This window comes from Streptomyces polyrhachis (assembly GCF_042663125.1).
GTDB classification, from domain to species: domain Bacteria; phylum Actinomycetota; class Actinomycetes; order Streptomycetales; family Streptomycetaceae; genus Streptomyces; species Streptomyces polyrhachii.
Map to the genome: position 1 here is coordinate 98,698 of NZ_JBHSZO010000007.1, position 21,176 is coordinate 119,873.

The window sequence follows — 21,176 nt, forward strand, 5'->3', positions numbered from 1 at the left end:
CATGTCCAGGTGCGGAGAACTGTAGGGGCAGGGTCTGACAATGCCGCGGCCCGGCCCCCGACCGGGAGCCGGGCCAAGGGGTCGGGCGATCACTTCCGGTCGTTCACCCAGGCGAACTGCGCCGCCAAGTCCTCCTTGAACTCCGCCAGTTGGACCGCCACCGCCGAGGGCGCCGTGCCGCCGCGGCCGTTGCGGGAGGCCAGCGCGCCGGGGACGTTCAGCACCGAGCGGACCTCGGGGGTGAGCTGCGGGGAGATCGCGGCGAACTGCTCGTCGCTGAGCTGGTCCAGCTCGATGCCCTGCGCCTCGCAGACCTTCACGCACTCCCCCGCGCTCTCGTGCGCGACGCGGAACGGGACCCCCTGCCTGACCAGCCATTCGGCGATGTCCGTCGCCAGTGAGAAGCCCGCCGGGGCCAGCTCCTCCAGCCGTTCGCGGTTGACGGTGAGCGTCGCCAGCATCCCGGTGAACGCCGGAAGGAGGACCTCCAGTTGGTCGCAGGAGTCGAAGACGGGTTCCTTGTCCTCCTGCAGGTCGCGGTTGTACGCGAGCGGGAGCGCCTTGAGCGTCGCCAGCAGGCCGGTCAGGTTGCCGATGAGGCGGCCGGACTTGCCCCGGGCCAGCTCGGCGATGTCCGGGTTCTTCTTCTGCGGCATGATCGAGGAGCCGGTGGAGAAGGCGTCGTGCAGGGTGACGAAGGAGAACTCCTTCGTCGCCCACAGGATGACCTCCTCGGCGATCCGCGAGATGTCGATGCCGATCATCGCCGTGACGAAGGCGAACTCGGCGGCGAAGTCGCGCGAGGCCGTGCCGTCGATGGAGTTGGCCGAGGAGCCGCCCTCGAAGCCCAGGTCCGCCGCGACGGCCTGCGGGTCCAGGCCGAGGGAGGAGCCGGCCAGCGCGCCGGAGCCGTAGGGGGAGACGGCGGTGCGCACGTCCCACTGCCGCAGGCGCTCGGCGTCGCGCGACAACGCCTGGGCGTGGGCGAGGACATGGTGGGCGAAGAGCACCGGCTGGGCGTGCTGGAGGTGGGTGCGGCCGGGCATCGCCACACCGGGGTGGGCCTCGGCGAGGCCGACGAGGGCCTGCTGCAGCTCGGCGAGGAGGCCGGCGAGGATGCGGGCGTGGTCGCGCAGGTACATCCGGAAGAGGGTGGCGACCTGGTCGTTGCGGGAGCGGCCGGCGCGCAGCTTGCCGCCCAGTTCGGGGCCGAGGTGCTCCAGCAGCCCGCGCTCCAGCGCGGTGTGCACGTCCTCGTCGGCGACGGTGGCGGTGAAGGCGCCGGAGGCGACGTCGGCCTCCAGCGCGTCGAGGCTGGCGAGCATCGCGGTCAGCTCGCCGGCCGTGAGCAGTCCGGCGGTGTGCAGCACCCGGGCGTGGGCGCGCGAGCCGGCAAGGTCGTAGGGGGCCAGGCGCCAGTCGAAGTGGACGGAGGCGGAGAGCTTCTCCAGCGCGGCGGCGGGTCCGTCGGCGAAGCGGCCGCCCCACAGCTTCACGTCGCCTGCCGCGGGGGCGCCGCTCACCGGGGGCGCCACCTGCGTGTCCATCTCCGTCACGGCCGTCTCCTCGTCGTCCATTCGCATCCATGCGCCATCCATGCGCCAGATAGCATAAGTATGCAGCTTGCTGCATGACTCGTCAAACCCGGAATGCCGCTGTCGCCCGCACACCCCCGTACGGCACGATTCTCCCCATGGGACAGACATACGAACGGATCGACGGCCGGCTGCGCGCCTTCATCGAGGAGCAGCCGCTCTTCTTCACCGCGACAGCGCCCCTGGCGGCCGACGGCACGGTCAACCTCTCCCCCAAGGGGCTGCGCGGCTCCTTCGCCGTACTGGACGAGGCCACCGTCGCCTACCTGGACTTCGCCGGCGCCAACGCCGAGACCGTGGCGCACCTGCGGGAGAACGGCCGCATCACCCTGATGTGGTGCGCCTTCCAGGGGCCGCCCAACATCGTGCGGGTGCACGGCCAGGGCGAGGCGGTCTTCCGCGACGACCCGCGCTTCCCCGGGCTCCTCGCGCACTTCCCCGGCATCGACCCGGCCGGGCACGGGCTGCGGGCCGTCGTGGTGGTACGGGCCGAGCTGATCCGCGACACCTGCGGCTACGCGGTGCCCTTCATGACGTACGACGAGGACCGCGACCTGCACCGGCGGCGCTTCGAGCGGGAGGACGACGAGAGCCTCAGCGCGTACTTCGCGAAGAAGGACAACATCGAGGTGAGCATCGACGGCCTGCCCGGGGTGCCGCTGCCGCTCGCCCCCCTGCCGGGGGTCAGTGCTCGCCCTGCGCCAGTTTCAGCAGATGGTCCGCCAGCGCCTGGCCGCCCGACGGCTCGCGGCTGATCAGCATCAGCGTGTCGTCGCCGGCGATGGTGCCGAGGATGTCGTGCAGTTCGGCCTGGTCGATCGCCGAGGCCAGGAACTGCGCGGCGCCCGGCGGGGTGCGCAGCACCACGATGTTCGCCGAGGCCTCGGCGGAGATGAGCAGTTCGCCGGCGAGGCGGCTCATCCGCTCCTCCTTCGCCGACTCGCCCAGCGGGGCCTGCGGGGTGCGGAAGCCCCCCTCGGAGGGGACGGCGTAGATCAGCTCGCCGCCGGTGTTGCGGATCTTCACCGCGCCCAGCTCGTCGAGGTCGCGCGAGAGCGTCGCCTGGGTGACCGTCAGCCCGTCGTCGGCCAGGAGCTTGGCCAACTGGCTCTGGGAGCGCACCGGTTGGCGGTTGAGGATGTCGACGATCCGGCGGTGGCGGGCGGTGCGGGTCTGCGGCACCGAGGGGCCGTTCCCGTGTGCGCTGTCCTGCGGCTCGGTCATCTCGGCGCCTCCCGGCACGTGTCAGGCGCTGACTGCGGTCGCCCGCTCCGCCGCGTCCAGGACGGCGGGGAGCGCCTGCAGCAGTGCGTCGGCTTCGGCTTCGGTCACGACCAGCGGCGGGGCCAGGCGGACCACGTCCGGCGCCACCGCGTTGACCAGGAACCCGGCGTGCTGAGCGGCCTCCTGCACCCGTGCGGCGACCGGCCCGGTGAGAACGATACCGAGCAGCAGCCCCGTGCCGCGCACCCGGTCGACCAGCGGGTGTCCGAGCCGTCCGATCCCCTCGCGCAGCCGCTCGCCCACCCGGGTGACGTGCGCCAGCAGCCCGTCCTCCTCGATGGTCCGCAGCACGGCCAGCGCGGCGGCGCAGGCCACCGGGTTGCCGCCGAAGGTGGAGCCGTGGCTGCCGGGGGTCAGCAGGTCGGCGCTCTCGCCGAAGGCCAGCACGGCGCCGATCGGCAGCCCCCCGCCGAGTCCCTTGGCCAGGCACACCACATCGGCCTCGACGCCCTGCGCCTGCGCCGCGAACCAGCTGCCGGTGCGGCCGATGCCGGTCTGCACCTCGTCCACGACGAGCAGGGTGCCGGTGGCGGCGGTGATCTCGCGCGCGGCGGCCAGATAGCCGGCCGGGGGCACGACGACGCCGCGCTCGCCCTGCACCGGCTCCACCACGAACGCGGCCGTCTCCTCGGTGACGGCCGCCCGCAGCGCCGCCACGTCGCCGTAGGGCACGTGCACGACCTCGCCGGGCAGCGGGTGGAAGCCCTCCCGCTTGGCGGGCTGGCCGGTCAGCGCCAGCGCGCCCATGGTGCGGCCGTGGAAGGCGCCCTCGGTGGCGACCATGCGGCGCCGCCCGGTCAGCCGGCCGATCTTGAACGCCGCCTCAAGGGCCTCCGCGCCGGAGTTGGCGAAGTAGACGCGGCCCGGCCGCCCGGCGAGGGCGAGGAGCTTCTCGGCGAGCGCGACGGGCGGCTCGGCGGCGTAGAGGTTGGAGACGTGGCCGAGGGCGGCGATCTGCCCGCTCACGGCGCGTACGACCGAAGGGTGCGCGTGGCCCAGGGAGTTGACGGCGATCCCGCCGACGAAGTCGAGGTACCGCGCGCCGTCCGCGTCCCACACCCGGGCGCCCTCGCCGCGTACCAGCGCCAGGCGGGGCGTGCCGTAGTTGCCGGCCAGCGCGGCGCTCCACCGCTTCGCCAGGGCGTCGTTGGCCGATGGGCTGCTCACTGCGCCTCCTCCTCGTCCGGCACGACCATCGTGCCGATCCCCTCGTCCGTGAAGATCTCCAGCAGGATGCTGTGCGGGACGCGGCCGTCGATCACGCGGGCGGTATGGACGCCGCCCCGTACCGCGTACAGGCAGCCCTCCATCTTGGGGACCATGCCGCTCGCCAACTCGGGCAGCAGCTTCTCCAGTTGGCTCGCGGTCAGCCGGCTGATCACCTCGTCGCTGTGCGGCCAGTCCTCGTAGAGGCCCTCGACGTCGGTGAGGACCATCAGCGTCTCCGCGCCCAGCGCGGCGGCCAGCGCGGCGGCGGCGGTGTCGGCGTTGACGTTGTAGACGTGGGTGTCGTCGGCGCTGCGGGCGATGGAGGAGACCACCGGGATGCGGCCGTCGGCGAGCAGCGCCTCGATGGCGCCGGTGTCGATGCCGGTGATCTCGCCGACCCGGCCGATGTCCACCAACTCGCCGTCGATACGCGGCTGGTGCTTGACGGCGGTCATGGTGTGGGCGTCCTCGCCGGTGAGTCCGACGGCGAGGGGCCCGTGCGCGTTGAGCAGTCCGACCAGCTCGCGCTGGACCTGCCCGGCCAGCACCATGCGCACGATGTCCATCGCTTCGGGCGTGGTGACGCGCAGCCCGGCCCGGAACTCGCTGACCAGGCCGTGCCGGTCGAGCTGGGCGCTGATCTGCGGGCCGCCGCCGTGGACGACGACGGGACGCAGCCCCGCGTGGTGGAGGAAGACCACGTCCTGGGCGAAGGCGGCCTTCAACTCCTCGTCCACCATGGCGTTCCCGCCGAACTTGATCACGACGGTCTTCCCGCGGTGGCGGGTCAGCCACGGGAGGGCCTCGATGAGGGTACGGGCCTTGGGCAGCGCGGTGTGGCGGCGGGCCGGGGTGTTCGCGGCGCCCGTCATGAGGAGTACGCGCTGTTCTCGTGGACGTAGTCGGCGGTCAGGTCGTTCGTCCAGACCACGGCGCGGGCGCCGCCCGCGGCGAGGTCGGCGGTGATGTCGACCTGTCGGTAGCGCATGTCGACCAGGTCCCGGTCCTCGCCGACGGCGCCCTTCTTGCAGACCCAGACGCCGTTGATGGCGACGTTCAGCTCGTCGGGGTCGAAGACGGCGGTGGTGGTGCCGATGGCGGAGAGCACGCGGCCCCAGTTGGGGTCCTCGCCGTGGATCGCGCACTTGAGGAGGTTGTTGCGGGCGATGGTACGGGCCACCGCGACGGCCTCTTCCTCGGTGGCCGCGCCGGTCACCTCGATGCGGATGTCCTTGGAGGCGCCCTCCGCGTCGGCGATCAACTGCCGGGCGAGATCGGCGCAGACGGCCGCCACCGCGGCGTCGAAGTCCGCCTGCGGGGGTGCGATGCCGGCGGCGCCGGAGGCCAGCAGCAGCACGGTGTCGTTGGTGGACATGCAGCCGTCGGAGTCGATGCGGTCGAAGGTGACGGCGGTGGCGGCGCGCAGGGCCGCGTCCAGGCCGGGGGCGTCCACGTCGGCGTCGGTGGTGAGGACGGCCAGCATGGTGGCCAGCCCGGGGGCGAGCATCCCGGCGCCCTTGGCCATGCCGCCGACCGTCCAGCCCTCGCCCTCGTACACGGCGGTCTTGTGCACGGTGTCGGTGGTGCGGATGGCGATGGCGGCCTTCTCGCCGCCGTGCGCGGAGAGTTCGGCGGCGGCGCTCTCGACGCCGGGCAGGAGCCGGTCCATCGGCAGCGGTACGCCGATCAGCCCGGTGGAGCAGACGGCGACCTCCGAGGCGCTGTGGCCCAGGACCTCGGCGGCCTTCTCGGCGGTGGCGTGGGTGTCCTGGAAGCCGAGCGGCCCCGTACAGGCGTTGGCGCCCCCGGAGTTGAGGACGACGGCGGTGACCTGCCCGCCCTTGAGGACCTGCTCGGACCACAGGACGGGGGCGGCCTTGACGCGGTTGGCGGTGAAGACGCCGGCCGCGGCCGCGCGGGGGCCGGTGTTGACGACGAGCGCCAGGTCCGGGTTGCCGTTCGCCTTGATCCCCGCGGCGACGCCCGCCGCGGTGAATCCCTTCGCTGCCGTGACGCTCACGGTGCCTCCAGGTTCGCTGGGGTGGTGGATCGGTGGGTGGTGCCCAGGGCGCGGACGGCCCGGGCGGCGTGCACGAGGCAGACGACGTACAGGGCTCGGGCGGCGCTCACGGCGCCAGCCCGACGCAGGTGAGCCCCGTCTCCTCGGGCAGTCCCAGGGCGAGGTTCATGCTCTGGACCGCGCCGCCGGCCGTGCCCTTGGTGAGGTTGTCGAGGGCGCAGACGACAACGGCGCGCCCGGCGTCCTCGTCGTAAGCGACCTGGAGGTGTACGGCGTTGGAGCCGGCGACCGCGCCGGTGGCGGGCCACTGCCCCTCGGGGAGCAGGCGGACGAAGGGCTCACCCGCGTACGCCTTCCCGTACGCCTCGCGCAGCTCGCGGTAGCCGGCGTGGGGCTTCGTCCTCGCCGAGCAGGTGGCGAGGATGCCGCGGGGCATCGGGGCGAGGGTCGGGGTGAAGGAGACCGTGACCGGGCCCCCGGCGGCGGCGCTGAGGTTCTGGACCATCTCCGGTGTATGGCGATGCACGCCGCCGACGCCGTACGGGCTCATGCCGCCCATGACCTCGCTGGCGAGCAGGTGCGGCTTGAGGGCCTTTCCGGCGCCGGAGGTGCCGCTGGCGGCGACGACGACGGCTTCGGGCTCGATGAGCCCGTGCGCGTAGGCCGGGGCGAGGGCGAGGGAGACGGCGGTGGGGTAGCAGCCCGGGACGGCGATGCGCTTGGCGCCGCGCAACGCCTCGCGCCCGCCGGGGAGTTCGGGCAGCCCGTACGGCCAGGTCCCGGCGTGCGGGGTGCCGTAGAAGCGCTCCCACTGCCCGGGATCGACGAGCCGGAAGTCGGCGCCGCAGTCGATGACCAGCGTCTGGCCGCCGAGCTGCTCGGCGACGGCGGCGGACTGCCCGTGCGGCAGGGCGAGGAAGACCACGTCGTGCCCGCTCAGCGCCGCAGCCCCGGTGGCCTCCAGCACCCGATCGGCAAGCGGCCAAAGGTGCGGCTGCACACCCCCGAGCTTCCGCCCCGCGCTGGAGTGCGCGGTCAGCGCTCCGATCTCCACCCCGGGATGCCCCAGCAGCAGCCGCAGGACCTCTCCCCCGGCATATCCACTGGCCCCGGCCACAGCTACGCGCACGGTCATGACGCCTCCCTCACCCATGAGGCATGACTATACGAAACAGGGAAGTTTTATGCAACAAATTCCCCACTGCGCTCCTTCCGGTGCTGCGACTGAGCGCCGCAGCCGGCGGGCGAGCGCGCTACGTGGCGGAGCTGAGCGTTTCAGCCGGGCGTCCCGTCGTACCCGCTTCCTCGGGCGAGGCTCCGGGCCTGCCCTTCGTGAATGCCACTCGCCCACTCCCAGCCGGGCTTGGGGGAGACGACCCGTGGGTCGCCGGTAACCCGGGCGTCACGCAGGTCCTCCACGTACGCCCGGTCCAGCTTGATCCTTGCGCGTACCTCATCGTCCCTGGCAACGGACCCGTGTCCGGGGATGAGGACATCGACGCCGTCCGCTACGCCCTCGAGCAGCCGCAGCCCGACGAGGTAGTCCCCGATCGGGTCAGCGGTGTCGTCGAGCATGGGGACGAAGACGTCGGAGAGCATGTCGCCGGCGACGAGAACGCGGCGTTCTTCGATCAACAGCGCCGCATGGCCCGGGGCATGCGCAGGATGCTCGATGATCCGCACCCTGGGGCCGTCCCAAGGAAGCCGCGCGGTACCAGCAGGCAGACCCGTGATGAGGCCGTACCGGTCCAGCGGTGTGTCCTCGGCGATTTCCGGCGGCAGCCCCTCGGCGACGCCGGCCTTCCAGTCCGCGTTCGACAGCACATCCCGCATGAAGGCCGCGCAGCGGGCCGTGCCGTAACGAGGCGCTTCGCCGAGTTCGGCGTGCCAGAGCACGTGATCCCAATCAGGATGCGTCGAGAAGCCCGCCACCACGGGCCGGCCCAGCTCACGAAGGTCGTTCGCCAGACAGGCCATTTCGGCGCCGGTGATCCCGGCGTCCACGAGTAGCACCCCTTCCCTGCCCTGCACGACAACGGTGTTGTTCTCGAGCAACCCACTCTGGTGGACCAGCACACCCTCGGCGACCTGCTTCAGCATGGAGCCCCTCCCGCTTGTGGTCTGCAACCGCTTGTCAGACGGTAGTCCGGGGCGGTCTCCATCGCTAGCGCGCTGCCGTCGCTCGACCGGACTGACCACACTGCCGCGGCGGCCATCTCGTCGGTTCGACTGCCGAGCGTGAGCCGGGCGCCGGCTGCCCCGGCGTCTTGCGTATCGACCCCCGCTTGGGCCGTAGGGTCCTTCGAGCTCAAACGAGCGGTAGGCGCTGGGCTGTCCGCACCGGAGTACGGTGGCACTACCGAGCGCACCTCGCACGCCGCCGTCCATGGCGGCGTCGCCCTCGGGGAACGGCAATCCCGGAGCGCCTCGCGTCCGGTCGGAAATGAGCCGCCCCACATGAGTCTGATGAGTCTCGGAGTACTGGCCTCCTCGCACAAGGAGAACGAGTTCCGGCTGCCGCTGCACCCCGGCCATCTCGAACGGATCGCCCCGGACATACGCGAGCGGATCTTCCTCGAACAGGGCTACGGCCAGCGGTTCGGCGTCGCCGACGACGCGCTGCGACCGCTCGTGGCCGGTCTGCGCTCCCGCGAGCAGCTCCTCGCCGAGTGCGACGTCCTGCTCCTGCCCAAACCCATGCACGACGACGTCGCCGAGCTGCGCGAGGGCCAGGTGCTGTGGGGCTGGCCGCACTGCGTGCAGGACGGGAGGACGACCCAGCTCGCCATCGACCGACGGCTGACCCTGATCGCCTGGGAGGCCATGAACCACTGGACCTCCACGGGTGCCTTCAGCGTCCACGTGTTCCACAAGAACAACGAGCTCGCCGGCTACTGCTCGGTGCTGCACGCCCTGCAGCTCGGCGGCCTGACCGGCAGCTACGGGCGCCGCCTGCGGGCGGCGGTCATCAGCTTCGGCGCCACGGCGCGCGGCGCGGTCACGGGCCTGGGCGCGATGGGGGTCTCCGACGTCACCGTGCTCACCCAGCGCGCCGCGGCGGCGGTGGCCTCTCCGATGCCCTCGGTCGTGATGGGCCACTTCGAGGAGCAGGAGGACGACCCCTCGCGTCTGCGGGCGGTCACCGCGGCCGGTTTTGAGCCGCTGGCGGAGTACCTGGCCGGGTTCGACATCATCGTCAACTGCGTCCTGCAGGACACCGACGCGCCGCTCATGTTCGTCACCGGCGAGGAGCTCGCCCTCTTCCGGCCGGGAACGTTCTTCATCGACGTCTCCTGCGACGAGGGCATGGGCTTCGCCTGGGCCCGCCCGACCACCTTCGGCGAGCCCATGCTCCCGGTGGGGTCGGGCTGCCACTACTACGCGGTGGACCACAGCCCGTCCCACCTGTGGAACTCCGCCACCTGGGAGATCAGCGAGGCGCTCCTCCCCTACCTGCGCAGGGTCATGAGCGGCCCCGCGGCATGGGACGCCGACGCCACGATCAGCAAGGCGATCGAGATCCGCGACGGCGTCGTCCAGAACCCGAAGATCCTCTCCTTCCAGCACCGGTCGGCCGCCTACCCGCACGCTCCCGAGGTCCCGGCGCCCGAGATCCCGGAGCCCGACTTCCCGGCGCCCAGCTTCTCCTCGATCCAGGCGACGCCGAAGTCCACGACCTCACCGGCCTCGAACAGGTAGCTGTCGGCCGCTCCGACCGTGCCCCGGCTGCCGATTCCGGCGGCGAGCATGTCGCGGGCGATGGCCTCGAACGGATCGCGCCCCTCGGGTACGACGGCGGAGTAGTCGAAGGCCCCGTGCTCCGAGTCGATGTCGTGGAAGCGCCGCCAGACGCGCTCTCCGTCGACGCGGATCGGCTGCTCGTAGTCCACGAACCGCTTGCCGGGCGCTTCGGCGAGCGCCTCGGCGTGGTGCAGCAGCGTGAGCGTGTCCAGCGGGGCACCCAGGAGCAGCACCCGGCCGCCCAGCGCGACCAGCCGGGCGAGGGGGCTGCCCGGGCCGTGCGGGTCGTCCCACGGGTGGTCCGCCATCAGCGCGGCGGCCGCCGCGCCGACCGCTGCGAAACTCACGTCCGGGTGGCGGCTGCGGAGGGCGCCCGGCCGGCGGCGCAGCGCCTCGGGCAGGCGCCCGTTGTCGTGGTCGGCCTCGCTGAACTCGGGGTCGAACGCGGGGTGTTCCGCGCGTACGGCGTCCTGCCAGGCCCGCGGCCAGTCCGTGAAGCCGTACGGCGGGGCGTCGTTCCAGCCGCAGGTCACCATCAGGGTGCCCTGCCCGCCGACCACCTCGCCGAGGGCGTCGATGATCGTCTGGGGGCCGCCCGCCACGTAGCCGATGGCGGACATCCGCGTATGGAACATGACGGTGTCGCCGTCGGCGAGACCGAGCGCGGCCAGGTCCCGTACGAGTCGCCGGCCGGTGACGGGTCCGCCCGCCCGCCGGAGCAGGGTCAGTTCGTCCATGGTCCGCTCACGGCCCGAGGGTGGGCGGATCCGGGACGACGGCCGTGGCGGTGATCTCCACCAACTGCCCCGGGTAGCCGAGGCAGTTGACGCCGATCAGGGTGGAGGAGTGCGGGCCGGTGCTGAGTCCCGACGCCTCCACGGCGCCCCAGACCTCCGCGAGGACGGCGGGTTCGCCGCTCACCACGTACACGTCCGTGTACGCCACCAGCGAGAGGTCGCTGCCGACGGCCTGGAGTTGCTCCTCCAGGTTGTCGATGACCTGCCGGGCCTGCGCCACGGGGTCGCCCGCGCCGACCAGGCCGCCGTCGGCGTCGAGCGGCACCGCCCCGGCCAGGAACGCCAGCCGCGTACCGGCCTCGACGACGGAGGCGTGCGCGTAGGCCGGCGGCCTGAAGAGCGTGGGGACGACGGTGCGCTTGATCACGGGGCCTCCCGGACATCGGCGGTCGGTGCACGGCAGCTTCCGCCGGTCGGCGGGAGCGTGCAACACCATTTCAGCAAAGGCCAGTTGCGTACGGGTTCCTGTACGTCCCTAGTCCGCCAGGGCGACCACGCAGGTGTCGCCCTGGCGCGGCCTCCGCTCAACCGCCCGCGTTCCTGCGTGCGCGGAAGGCCGCCGCCTTGACCCGGTTGCGGCAGGCGTCCGAGCAGAAGTGGCGGGCGGCGTTGCGGGAGGTGTCGACGTAGACGCGGTCGCACTGGGGGGCCGTGCAGACGCCGAGGCGCCCGGCGAGGTTGCTGCCGATGGCCAGGGCGAGAGCGGTCGCGCAGCCGGCGCTCCAGCCCACGGCGAGGGTGTCGTCGGCGCCGTGGAAGTGGACCTGCCAGGGCTCGTCGTCGACGCGGTCGAGTTGAGGACGGGCGCCGGTGGTGCGCAGCAGGACGTTCACGAGCTCAGCCGCCCGGTCGGTGCGGCCCACGTCGACCGCGTCGAACACCGACCTCAACTGCTGGGCGGTGTCCGCGAGATAGGCCGCGTGCGCCGGCTCGACAGTGGTACGGGCGGCCGCGAGCGGCAGCGCGTCGTGAACCGCCCCGGGAAGGTCGTCGCCGCGTGGGGCCGTATAGGGGCGCCCCTGCCGGAATCCGTCGGTCAACGCGTTCACAAGTGAGACGGCCGCGTCGAGCAGCGTCATCACGTGACCATCGAACATCACTTGACTGGTCACTCCTTTGGGCCCTAGCGTTCATTCGTCACCAACGATATCCGTTTCGCCGGTAACGAATGGGGGGTGGTTCCATGCGGGGCAGTACGCGCCTGCCGCGTACGGTGCGGCTGCTGATCGTCGCACGGGCGGTGAACCGGCTGGGGGCGTTCTCGATGTCGTTCCTCACTGTGCTCATCACGACGGACTTCGGGGCCGGCGCCGCCGTCGCCGGAGGCGTCAGCGCCGCCTTCGGCCTCGCCACGATCCCCTCCCGGCTGGCCGGCGGACGCCTGGCCGACCGGATCGGCCGGCGCCGCACGATCGTGGCGGGCCTGACAGGGTGCGCGGTGGCACAACTGGGACTGGCCGCGTCCGGCAGCCTGCCGTCGGCCGTCGGCTTCGCGGTGCTGCTGGGTCTGGTCTTCGAGCTCTACGAGCCGCCGAGCCAGGCCATGATCGCCGACGCGGTGGCTCCGAGCGAGCACGTGCGCGCCTACGGACTGCTGAACGCGGCCCTGGCAACCGCCGGAATGGGAGCGGGACTTGTGGCGGCCGGCCTGGGCCACTGGGACCTGCGCTGGCTGTTCGTCGCCGACGCCCTCACCTGCCTGCTCTGCGCACTGACCGTGCACCTGGCGCTCCCCGCCGACCACCGCACCCCCGTTCCGACCCCCGCCGCCCCCGACCACACACCCGCCCCCGCCGCCCCGTGGCGCGACCGCGCCCTGCTGCTCATGCTCGCGACGGGGACCCTGTTCGCCGTGGTCTACCTCCAGATCATGACCACGCTCCCGCTCGCCATGGAGCACGAAGGACTGCGCCCCACCGACGCCGGCCTGCTGTTCACCGCCTCCGCACTCACCATCAGCGCGGGCCAACCGCTCCTGCGCCGAAGCCCCCTGGCCGCACTCCAGCCACCAGCCGCCTTCACCACCGGATACCTGCTGCTGGCACTGGGACTGGCCGGATACGCGCTCACCCACAGCCTGCCCGCCCACCTGGCGGCGACCGTCGTGTGGAGCGTGGGCGACCTACTGCTGGTGGGCCGTGCGTACGCGGTCGTCGTCGCCCTGGCCCCACCCGGCGGACGGGGACGCTACCTGGCCGCGTACGGCACCAGTTGGGGCATCGCGGGGATCGTAGCGCCCCTGCTGGGAACACAGCTGATCGAGCACACCGGCCCGACCGGACTGTGGAGCACGACGGCGCTCACGTGCCTCCTGCTCGCGGCACTGCAGCCCGCCCCGGCCCAACGCACCACCGCCCGCCACACCGACGGCAACCGCCAGCCAGCACCCACCACCGGATGAACCCCGACCGCAACGCAAAAACACCGGCGCCCCGTTCAAAACACCCCTGCGACACACAGACGGCGCCCTACCGAACGACACAACGCCCCCACGCCCAAACCCCACCACCTACCCAAAAGGAACCAAAGCGCGACAGGAGCCCGGCAGCCCGCGTGAGGGGCCCGGAGCGACGACTCCGAAAAGACGCACCGCAACGCAGGCCCCCGACAGAGCAGCAAATCGACCGATGGCAAGTACATCCCTATGGCTTTTCGGAGTTGTCGCGGAGAGGCCCCGCCCCCCAACGCAAACAGCCCCCACCCCCACAGCGCGAAGCAGCCCCACCCCCAGGTTGCGCCACGGTTGCGCCAACCCGCGAACATCTTGACGGGGCTATGCCAACCTCCGGACAATCGCAGCCACTTCACTCACCGGGAGGACCGTTGAGTCACGGCCCCACACGTCGCACCGCGCTGCTCGCCGCAGCCGGGAGCGCCCTCGCGCTGCCCGTCATATGCTCCGCACCCGCCCTCGCCACCACCACCCCCACCCCCACCCCCGGCCCGCGCGAGCTCCCGCTCGTCACCCACCCCCGCCACCCCGCCGCCGTCTACGCCCCCGACGCCGCCCGCAGCGCCTCGCCCGAGCCGCTCAACGCCACCATCGGCTGCGCCCTGGACGCCCCCAACCGCGGAGGGCTGCGCTGATGGCCACGTTCGTCACCCGCTCCCAGTGGGGCGCCCGCGCGCCCAAGAGCGTCAGCACCAACATCACGCCCGGGCAGGGCGGCGTGGTCGTCCACCACGTCGACGCCGTCAAGGTGGCCCGTACCAACCACGCGGACTGCGCCGCCCAGGTGCGGGGCATCCAGAACTACCACATGGACAGCAACGGCTGGTCGGACATCGCCTACAGCCATCTGGCCTGCGTGCACGGCTACCTCTTCCAGGGCCGCGGCGAGGGCGTGCGCACCGCCGCGCAGGGGACCACCCAGGGCAACGACGACTGGTACGCGGTCTGCGCGCTGACGGGCGGATCGAGCACCAACTACGACACGATCACCGCCCAGTTGATCGACGCCATCCGCTACGGCGTCAACCGGCTGCGCGTCTCCGGCGGGGCGGCCAATGCCATCACGGGCCACCGCGACCACCATTCGACGGCCTGCCCGGGCAACCTCTACTCCCGGGTGATCAGCGGCGAGGTCAACCCCGGCGGCGGCCCGCTGCCCTATCCCGGGGTCAGCTTCCGCCAGCCGCCGACGTTCGTGCACGCGAGCGTGGCGACGTGGCAGTACCGGATGAACACCAGGCACGGCTACGCGCTCACCGTCGACGGCCAGTACGGCCCCGGCTCGGACAGCGCCTGCCGCACCTTCCAGAGCAGCCGCGGCCTGACCGTGGACGGCATCGTCGGCCCCGCCACCTGGGGCGCGACGTTCGCCTGAGCCGGCTCCCCACCGCCGGGCCCGCGTGCGACACGCGGGCCCGGCACATCGTTTCGCGCACCCGCACATCGTTTCGCGCACCCGCACACCGTTTCGCGCACCCGCACACCTCCCAGGGGGCAACACCGCATGCAGTTTCCACGATCGGTGCCACGACTGCTCACCACGCTGGCGGCGGGCCTCGGCCTGCTCCTCGGCGCGCTCACCGCACCGGCCCACGCCGAGGAGGCGGCCAACTCACCGGCGCAGTGGCGCAGTTACTGGGTGGACGCCTTCAACGCGGGCATCTACACGCCCGCCCAGGTCGACGCCCTGGTGCAGGACGCGCTGGACGTCAACGCCAACGCGCTGATCGTCCAGACCGCGCGCCGCTACGACTGCTTCTGCAACAACGCCCTCTACCCGCGCACCGACGCCGCGATCGCGCCGGCCCCGTACGACCCGCTGGCGGAGATCGTGAGCAAGGGGCACGCGGCCGGGCTGGAGGTGCACGCCTGGGTCAACGTCAACACGATGTGGAACAGCGCCACCGCGCCCCGCTCCCCCGAGCACGTCTTCAACCAGCACGGCCCGAGCGCCACCGGCAGCGAGCGCTGGCTCAACAAGAAGGCCAACGGCCAGGAGCTGGTCGGCGCCAACGCCTACGTCGACCCCGGGCATCCGGCGGCGGTGGACTACGTCGTACGCGGCGTGCAGAGCATCGTGCGCACCTACGACGTGGACGGCGTCAACCTCGACTACGTCCGCTACCCGGACGGCAGTTCGACCACCACGCACAGCGACTGGGGCTACAACGACGTCTCCGTCGCCCGCTTCCAGCACGCCACCGGCCGCACCGACGTCCCCGCGCCCTCGGACGCCGCCTGGAGCGACTGGCGGCGCGCGCAGGTGACGAACCTGGTGCGGAAGATCTACCTGGGCATCTGGGAGGTCGATCCGCAGGCGCGGCTCTCGATGGACGCGATCACCTACGGCCACGGCCCGCAGGCGGTGGGCGGCTGGCAGTCCACCCGCACCTACGCGGAGGTGCTGCAGGACTGGGCCGGCTGGCTCGACGAGGGGATCATGGACACGGCGGTGACCATGAACTACAAGCGCGAGTGGAACCCGGACCAGGCGCTGATGTTCGCCGAGTGGTCGGAGTTCCTCGCCGACCACCAGGGCGAGCGGCAGGCCGTGAACGGTCCGGCGCTCTACCTCAACGGCATCGAGGACTCCCTGCGCCAGGTCCGCCGGGCGCTGGCGCCCACGGCGGCGGGCAATACGGCGGCGGGCTGGAGCGGTTACTCCTACGCCAACCCCAGCATGAACGTCGCCGCCAACGGCCTGGCGGTCGAACGGGCCGCGCTGGAGCGGGCGTTGACGCAGGGCGAGGAGGCGCCGTTCCGGGAGAAGGCGGCGGTGCCCGCGATGTCGTGGAAGGAGTCGCCCCGCGACGGGCACGTCACCGGCACCCTGCGGCTGCGCGACGGCACCCCGCTGGACCAGGCGCAGGTCACCCTGGACCCGCTGACCACCGGCGGCGCGAGCGTGACGCGCCCCAGCGACGGCTCGGGCTGGTTCGGCTTCGCGCACGTGGAGCCGGGGGTGTACCTGGTCACGGCGAAGCTGCCCAGGGGTGTCGCGGGCTCGCCGGCGACCGTGGTCACGGTGACCGAAGGGGGCCTCGCCCGGGCGGAGTTCCCGCTGCTCATGCCGGTGCCGTAACCGGACGGGGAGCTGCCGCAGCCGCGGTCAGCTCCCCACCGCGGCCCAGGCGTCGCGCAGGCGGCGTACCCCCTCGGTCAGCTCCGCGACGGAGGCCGCGCAGACGAAGCTCAGTCGCAGGTGCGGCGCGGGCGGCTCGGCGGGGAAGTAGTGCCGCCCCGCCGCCACCGCGACGCCCGCGCGCAACGCGGCGTCGGCCAGGGCCCGTTCGTCCGTACCGTCGGGCAGGCGCAGCCACAGGTGGAAGCCGCCGGGCGAGACCCGCGCGGCCGGCCACTGCGGCAGCTCGGCGGCGAGCGCGGCCAGCATCGCCCCGCGCCGCGTGCGCAACTCCGCCGCGACCGCCCGTAGATGGCGGCCCCAGGCCGGGGAGCCGACCAGCTCCAGCGCGGTCTCCTGCAGCGGCCGGGAGACGAAGAAGCTGTCGACGACCTGCACGGCGCGCAGCCGCTCCAGTACGGGCCCGCGCGCGGCGACCGCGCCGACGCGCAGGCTCGGCGAGGCGGCCTTGGTGAGGGAGGTGACGTGCACGACCGTGCCGTCGGGGTCCTCGGAAGCAAGGGTGGGCGGCAGCGCCCCCGCGTCCTCGTGCCCGAGGCGGCGGGCGAAGTCGTCCTCGATGACGAAGGCCCCGGCCCGGCGGGCGATGCGCAGCACCTCGCGCCGCCGCTCGGCGGCCAGGACGGCGGTGGTCGGGTTCTGGAACAGCGGCTGGCAGACGAAGACCCGCGCCCCGGTGGCCCGGAAGGCGTCCGCGAGCAGGTCGGTACGGACCCCGCCGGCGTCCAGGGGTACGGGCACGGGGCGCAGCCCGAAGGCGCGCGCGGCGGCGAGCATGCCGGGATAGGTCGGCGACTCCACGAGCACCGCCTCCCCCGGCGCGGCCAGCGCGCGCAGGGCCCCGGTGAGGGCGGGCTGCCCGCCGCCGGTGACGAGCACCTGCGAGGGTGCCACACCCCCGATCTCGCGGGCGAACCAGCCGCGCAGCTCGGCGATCCCCTCGGTCGGCGGCCGCTCCCAGGCCCCGGGCCGGCGCCCGGCGCGGGCCAGCGCGGCGGCGAGGGCGCGCTCGGGCTGCAGCGCGGGGTGCAGGTAGCCGCCGCTCAGCTCGATGACCCCGGAGCGCGGCGGGGCGAGGGTGGCGAGCAGGTCGGAGGCGTCCACCGAGCGGGGCACCACCTCGGCGCCGCGATGCGCGGCGGGGTCGGATGCCGGGGCGGGATCCGCGCTGAGCGCCAGCTCCTGCCAGGAGGTGTCACCGGGCGCGGACACGGCCGCCCGGGGCTCGGCCCGAAAGGCGCCGGCGCCCGGCCGGGTGACCACCAGCCCCTCGGCGACGAGCTGCCGCAGCGCACGCGAGACGGTGACGGGGCTGACCCGGTGGCGCTCGACCAGCGCCCGGCTGGAGGGGAGTTTCTCACCGGGCGAGTAGCGGTCCAGCTCAACTCGCAGGTCTCGCACCAGATTCGCCGTACTGCTACCGTCATTCATGAGAGCAAACGATAGCGCTATCGCACCGGAATCAGTAGCGGTCGACTCAACAGCAGCCGACCGACCAGAGCCGGTCTCCCCCACCCGCACGCCCACCCGCACCCCCACCGAACCCCCTGGCTTCTGGCACACCACCTGGGGCGGCAGCGTCCTGGCCGCACTCGGCGTCGTCAGCTTCTCCCTGACCTTCCCCGGCACCGCCTGGGCGCTGGAGGGCCTCGGCCCGTGGTCGACGGTCGGCGTGCGGCTGGTGCTGGCCGGGCTGGTGGCCGGCGGCTGCCTGCTGGCGCTGCGGGTGCCGCTCCCCCGCCGCGCGGACTGGTCGGGGATCGCCGTGGTCGCCGGCGGGGTGGTGATCGGCTTCCCGCTGCTGACGACGCTGGCGCTGCGCACCTCCTCCACCTCCCACGCGGCGGTCGTGGTGGGGCTGCTCCCTCTGACCACCGCGGCGCTGGCGGCGGTGGCGTACCCGCTGCTGCCCTCCCGGCGAAACGCGGCGCCGCCGCGTCCCTCGCGTACGTTCTGGCTGGCGGCGGTGGCGGGCGCGGCGGTGGTGGGGGCCTTCACCGTCGGGCAGAGCGGCGGCGCGGTGCGGCTCGCGGACCTGTACCTGCTCGCCGCGCTGCTGGTCTGCGCGGCCGGCTACACCGAGGGCGGCAGGCTGGCCCGCCACCTCCCCGGCTGGCAGGTCATCGCCTGGGCGCTGGTGCTCTGCCTGCCGCTGTCCGCGGTGGGCGCGCTGCTGGCGCTGCGGGTGGAGCCGGTGGCGCTGACGGGGCACGCGGTGGCGGGGCTGCTGTGGATCGCGCTGGGCTCGCAGTTCGCGGGGCTGCTGGTCTGGTATCGCGGGATGGCCGTGATCGGCGTACCGCGGGCGAGTCAGCTGCAGTTGGCGCAGCCGCTGCTCACCCTCTTCTGGTCGGCGACCCTGCTGGGCGAGCAGCTCACCCCCGCGGCGCCGCTGGCCGCGACGGCCGTCCTGGTGTGCATCGCGGTGACCCAGCGGGCGGGCCGCTGAGGGGGTCCGACCACCCCGGACCGGACTCCGCGGTGGAGCACCCCCGACGGGAAAGCCCTAGGGAGCGGCGGCCGGGCGCCGGTAGTGGTCGGCCACCAGCCGGCTCACCGCGCCCAGCGGGTCCTGCGGGAGCAGCTTCGCGGAGAAGAAGACGTGCCCGCCGACCTGCGGATAGTCGCGGCAGAACGCCAGATGCCGCGACAGCTCCGCCGGATCGCCCCACACGGCGGGCTGCCCGGAGGCACCCACCTTGTAGAGCGCCTCGCCGATGTAGAGCCCCACGCCCGTCCCCGCCACCACGTCGCTCCACCAGCGCACCAGCTCCCCGTAGTCCGCCGCGGCCATCCCCAGATGCCAGTAGAGCTGCGGGCAGACGTAGTCGATCCACCCCTTCTTCACCCACTTACGGGTGTCGGCGTACAGGTCGTCGTACGTCTGCACGCCGGCCGAGGTGGCCGAGCCGCGCGCCGGGTCGCTCGCCGCGTTGCGCCACACCCCGAACGGGCTGACCCCGAAGGCGACCTGCGGCTTCACCGCCCTGATCCGCTCCCCCGTCTCCCGGATCAGCGCGTCGATGTTGGACCGCCGCCAGGCCGCCCGCCCGGCGAAGCCGCCCCCGTACGCCCGGTACTCGGGCCCGTCGTCGAACACCTGCCCCGCCACCGGATAGGGGTAGAAGTAGTCGTCGAAGTGCACGGCGTCCACGTCGTACGAGCGCACCACGTGCAGCACGCAGTCCTGGATGTGGGAACGCACCTGCGGCACACCGGGGTTGTAGTAGAGCCCCCCGTTGTAGCGCACCACCCAGTCGGGGTGCAGCCGGGCCGGATGCCGGTCCGCCAGCATCTCGATGCGCTCGTCGCGGCGGATACGGTACGGGTTGAACCAGGCGTGCAGCCGCATCCCCCGCGCGTGCGCCTCGCGCACCGCGAACCCCAGCGGATCCCACCCCGGATCGCGCCCCTGCACCCCGGTCAGCCACTCCGACCAGGGCTCGTACGGCGACGGGAAGAAGGCGTCGGCGGCGGGCCGTACCTGCAGGACAACGGTGTTGAGATTGCGCCGCACCGCCTCGTCGAGCCGCGCCAGCAGCGCCCGCCGCTGCGCCCGGGCCGGCAGCTCCACCGAGAGCGGCCAGTCGGTGTTCACCACGGTGGCGATCCAGCTCCCCCGCATCTGCACGAGCCGCCGCCGGGGCAGCCCCACGGGGGCGCCCGCCCCGAGTGACCCGCCGGCGGCGCTCCCGAAAGCACCGGCCTCCGCCGCCCCCACGGCCAGCGCACCCAGCGCCCCCGCTCCCACCGCACCGAAACGGCGCCTGCTCAGCCCCTCGACCATCACGAATCCCTCCGACCGGCTCCGCCCACCATGACCTGCCGGAGGCGGCCATTCCGGGTGTGTGCGGGATCACTGCCGTATTTCACCGCCTCGGGCCGCAGAACTTCCGGGTCCGACAACCCCATGAGCGTTCTTTCACCTGTCTCGGGTAACGTCGATCCGTACAGCGCAGTACAGGGCCGTACCGCGCCATCCAGGGAAAGGGCACGTGTGCCGTGAGCGATATCCAGCGCATCGGAGTGGTCGGCGCAGGTCAGATGGGGGCCGGCATCGCGGAGGTCTGCGCGCGGTCCGGTCTCGACGTCAAGGTCGCCGAGATCACCGGTGAGGCGCTGGAGCTGGGGCGCACCCGGCTGCACAACTCCCTGGAGAAGGCCGCCGAACGCGGCAAGATCAGCGAGCAGGAGCGGGACGAGACCCTCGCCCGGCTGAGCTTCACCACGGACCTCGGCGAGTTCGCCGACCGGGACCTCGTCATCGAGGCGGTCGTGGAGAACGAGCAGGTCAAGACGGAGATCTTCCAGATCCTCGACCAGGTGGTGACCCGCGCGGACGCGATCCTCGCCTCCAACACCTCCTCCATCCCGCTGGTGAAGCTGGCGGTGGCCACCTCGCGCCCCGACCACGTGATCGGCATCCACTTCTTCAACCCCGCGCCGGTGCAGAAGCTGGTCGAGCTGATCCCGGCGCTGACCACCAGCGAGGAGACGGTCGAGCGCGCCGAGCAGTGGGCGTCCAAGATCCTGGGCAAGCACGCCATCCGCGCCCAGGACCGCTCGGGCTTCATCGTCAACGCCCTGCTGGTGCCCTACCTGCTCTCCGCCATCCGCATGTTCGAGTCGGGGCTGGCGACCCGGGAGGACATCGACAACGGCATGGAGCTGGGCTGCGCCCACCCGATGGGCCCGCTGAAGCTCTCGGACCTGATCGGTCTGGACACGGTCGCCTCGATCGCGGACTCGATGTACCAGGAGTACCGCGAGCCCCTGTACGCGGCCCCGCCGCTGCTGCAGCGGATGGTCGACGCAGGACGCCTCGGCCGCAAGACCGGCGCGGGCTTCTACACGTACGCCTGAGAGCCTGCCGGGCGGACGACGGAGGCCGCCCGGCAGGCTCTGAGATAGTTGTCGGGCAGCAGCCCATCGATCA

The 21,176-nt window shown here is 72.7% G+C and carries 19 protein-coding genes and 1 pseudogene; 8 read left to right on the plus strand and 12 right to left on the minus strand.

Translation table 11 applies throughout. The features are described 5' to 3' along the window. Positions 1-89 precede the first annotated feature (89 nt). Positions 90-1,547: an argininosuccinate lyase gene (gene argH / locus ACFQLX_RS06590; RefSeq protein WP_386413147.1), complete on the minus strand. Its 1,458-nt coding sequence runs from the start codon at positions 1,545-1,547 to the stop codon at positions 90-92. 146 nt (positions 1,548-1,693) lie between these two features. On the opposite strand from argH, the gene ACFQLX_RS06595 reads away from it, so the two are divergent. Further along, on the plus strand, positions 1,694-2,350 hold the full coding sequence (locus ACFQLX_RS06595; RefSeq protein ID WP_386413054.1) for a pyridoxamine 5'-phosphate oxidase family protein: 657 nt from the start codon (positions 1,694-1,696) through the stop codon (positions 2,348-2,350). Here the strand turns inward: ACFQLX_RS06595 and ACFQLX_RS06600 are convergent. The 6 genes from ACFQLX_RS06600 to ACFQLX_RS06625 all read right to left on the minus strand — a co-directional run bounded on the left by ACFQLX_RS06600 (position 2,280) and on the right by ACFQLX_RS06625 (position 8,208). Beyond that, on the minus strand, positions 2,280-2,819 hold the full coding sequence (locus ACFQLX_RS06600) for an arginine repressor (protein ID WP_386413055.1): 540 nt from the start codon (positions 2,817-2,819) through the stop codon (positions 2,280-2,282). The two genes, ACFQLX_RS06595 and ACFQLX_RS06600, sit on opposite strands and share 71 nt — an antisense overlap. A 21-nt stretch (positions 2,820-2,840) precedes the next feature. Beyond that, entirely contained in the window at positions 2,841-4,046 is a 1,206-nt protein-coding gene (locus ACFQLX_RS06605) for an acetylornithine transaminase (protein ID WP_386413057.1), read from the minus strand. Next, positions 4,043-4,960, minus strand: coding sequence for an acetylglutamate kinase (gene argB, locus ACFQLX_RS06610; RefSeq protein ID WP_386413059.1), 918 nt, complete (start codon positions 4,958-4,960; stop codon positions 4,043-4,045). Before argB ends, ACFQLX_RS06605 begins: the two co-directional genes overlap by 4 nt. Next, positions 4,957-6,108, minus strand: coding sequence for a bifunctional glutamate N-acetyltransferase/amino-acid acetyltransferase ArgJ (gene argJ / locus ACFQLX_RS06615; RefSeq protein WP_386413060.1), 1,152 nt, complete (start codon positions 6,106-6,108; stop codon positions 4,957-4,959). Before argJ ends, argB begins: the two co-directional genes overlap by 4 nt. A 106-nt stretch (positions 6,109-6,214) precedes the next feature. Beyond that, entirely contained in the window at positions 6,215-7,243 is a 1,029-nt protein-coding gene (gene argC, locus ACFQLX_RS06620) for an N-acetyl-gamma-glutamyl-phosphate reductase (protein WP_386413062.1), read from the minus strand. Between the two features lie 140 nt (positions 7,244-7,383). Next, positions 7,384-8,208: an MBL fold metallo-hydrolase gene (locus ACFQLX_RS06625; RefSeq protein ID WP_386413063.1), complete on the minus strand. Its 825-nt coding sequence runs from the start codon at positions 8,206-8,208 to the stop codon at positions 7,384-7,386. Positions 8,209-8,565: 357 nt separating this feature from the next. On the opposite strand from ACFQLX_RS06625, the pseudogene ACFQLX_RS06630 reads away from it, so the two are divergent. Further along, a pseudogene (locus ACFQLX_RS06630) lies at positions 8,566-9,705 on the plus strand (N(5)-(carboxyethyl)ornithine synthase); the annotation flags it as partial. On the opposite strand, the gene aac(3) reads toward ACFQLX_RS06630, so the two are convergent. The 3 genes from aac(3) to ACFQLX_RS06645 form a co-directional block, all read right to left on the minus strand. Then, on the minus strand, positions 9,687-10,586 hold the full coding sequence (gene aac(3), locus ACFQLX_RS06635; RefSeq protein WP_386413064.1) for an aminoglycoside 3-N-acetyltransferase: 900 nt from the start codon (positions 10,584-10,586) through the stop codon (positions 9,687-9,689). The pseudogene ACFQLX_RS06630 and the gene aac(3) overlap by 19 nt on opposite strands. Positions 10,587-10,593: 7 nt before the next feature. Further along, complete coding sequence (locus ACFQLX_RS06640; RefSeq protein WP_386413066.1) at positions 10,594-11,013, minus strand: RidA family protein; 420 nt, start codon at positions 11,011-11,013, stop codon at positions 10,594-10,596. A 157-nt stretch (positions 11,014-11,170) separates the two neighbouring features. Beyond that, entirely contained in the window at positions 11,171-11,743 is a 573-nt protein-coding gene (locus ACFQLX_RS06645) for a CGNR zinc finger domain-containing protein (protein ID WP_386413067.1), read from the minus strand. Positions 11,744-11,829: 86 nt separating this feature from the next. Between ACFQLX_RS06645 and ACFQLX_RS06650 the strand changes: the two genes are divergently transcribed. The 4 genes from ACFQLX_RS06650 (at position 11,830) to ACFQLX_RS06665 (ending at position 16,180) form a co-directional block, all read left to right on the plus strand. Beyond that, the gene (locus ACFQLX_RS06650; RefSeq protein WP_386413069.1) at positions 11,830-13,047 is read left to right on the plus strand and encodes an MFS transporter; all 1,218 of its coding nucleotides are present in this window, start codon (positions 11,830-11,832) and stop codon (positions 13,045-13,047) included. A 422-nt stretch (positions 13,048-13,469) separates the two neighbouring features. After that, a complete protein-coding gene (locus tag ACFQLX_RS06655; protein WP_386413070.1) occupies positions 13,470-13,733 on the plus strand; it encodes a hypothetical protein in 264 nt (87 codons plus the stop codon). Next, complete coding sequence (locus ACFQLX_RS06660; RefSeq protein ID WP_386413071.1) at positions 13,733-14,473, plus strand: peptidoglycan recognition protein family protein; 741 nt, start codon at positions 13,733-13,735, stop codon at positions 14,471-14,473. The genes ACFQLX_RS06655 and ACFQLX_RS06660 overlap by 1 nt, the downstream gene beginning before the upstream one ends. Positions 14,474-14,602: 129 nt before the next feature. Then, complete coding sequence (locus ACFQLX_RS06665) at positions 14,603-16,180, plus strand: family 10 glycosylhydrolase (RefSeq protein WP_386413072.1); 1,578 nt, start codon at positions 14,603-14,605, stop codon at positions 16,178-16,180. A gap of 27 nt (positions 16,181-16,207) precedes the next feature. On the opposite strand, the gene ACFQLX_RS06670 is transcribed toward ACFQLX_RS06665, so the two are convergent. Continuing rightward, the gene (locus tag ACFQLX_RS06670; RefSeq protein ID WP_386413073.1) at positions 16,208-17,671 is read right to left on the minus strand and encodes an aminotransferase-like domain-containing protein; all 1,464 of its coding nucleotides are present in this window, start codon (positions 17,669-17,671) and stop codon (positions 16,208-16,210) included. On the opposite strand from ACFQLX_RS06670, the gene ACFQLX_RS06675 reads away from it, so the two are divergent. Continuing rightward, positions 17,670-18,689 carry a DMT family transporter gene (locus ACFQLX_RS06675; RefSeq protein WP_386413075.1) on the plus strand — a complete coding sequence of 340 codons (1,020 nt, stop codon included), beginning with the start codon at positions 17,670-17,672 and terminating at the stop codon, positions 18,687-18,689. The genes ACFQLX_RS06670 and ACFQLX_RS06675 overlap by 2 nt on opposite strands. Before the next feature lie 57 nt (positions 18,690-18,746). Here ACFQLX_RS06675 and ACFQLX_RS06680 read toward each other — a convergent pair whose 3' ends face one another. Then, positions 18,747-20,027 carry a glycoside hydrolase family 10-like protein gene (locus ACFQLX_RS06680; RefSeq protein ID WP_386413076.1) on the minus strand — a complete coding sequence of 427 codons (1,281 nt, stop codon included), beginning with the start codon at positions 20,025-20,027 and terminating at the stop codon, positions 18,747-18,749. A gap of 215 nt (positions 20,028-20,242) precedes the next feature. On the opposite strand from ACFQLX_RS06680, the gene ACFQLX_RS06685 reads away from it, so the two are divergent. Continuing rightward, a complete protein-coding gene (locus ACFQLX_RS06685; RefSeq protein WP_386413077.1) occupies positions 20,243-21,103 on the plus strand; it encodes a 3-hydroxybutyryl-CoA dehydrogenase in 861 nt (286 codons plus the stop codon). Positions 21,104-21,176: the final 73 nt, after the last annotated feature.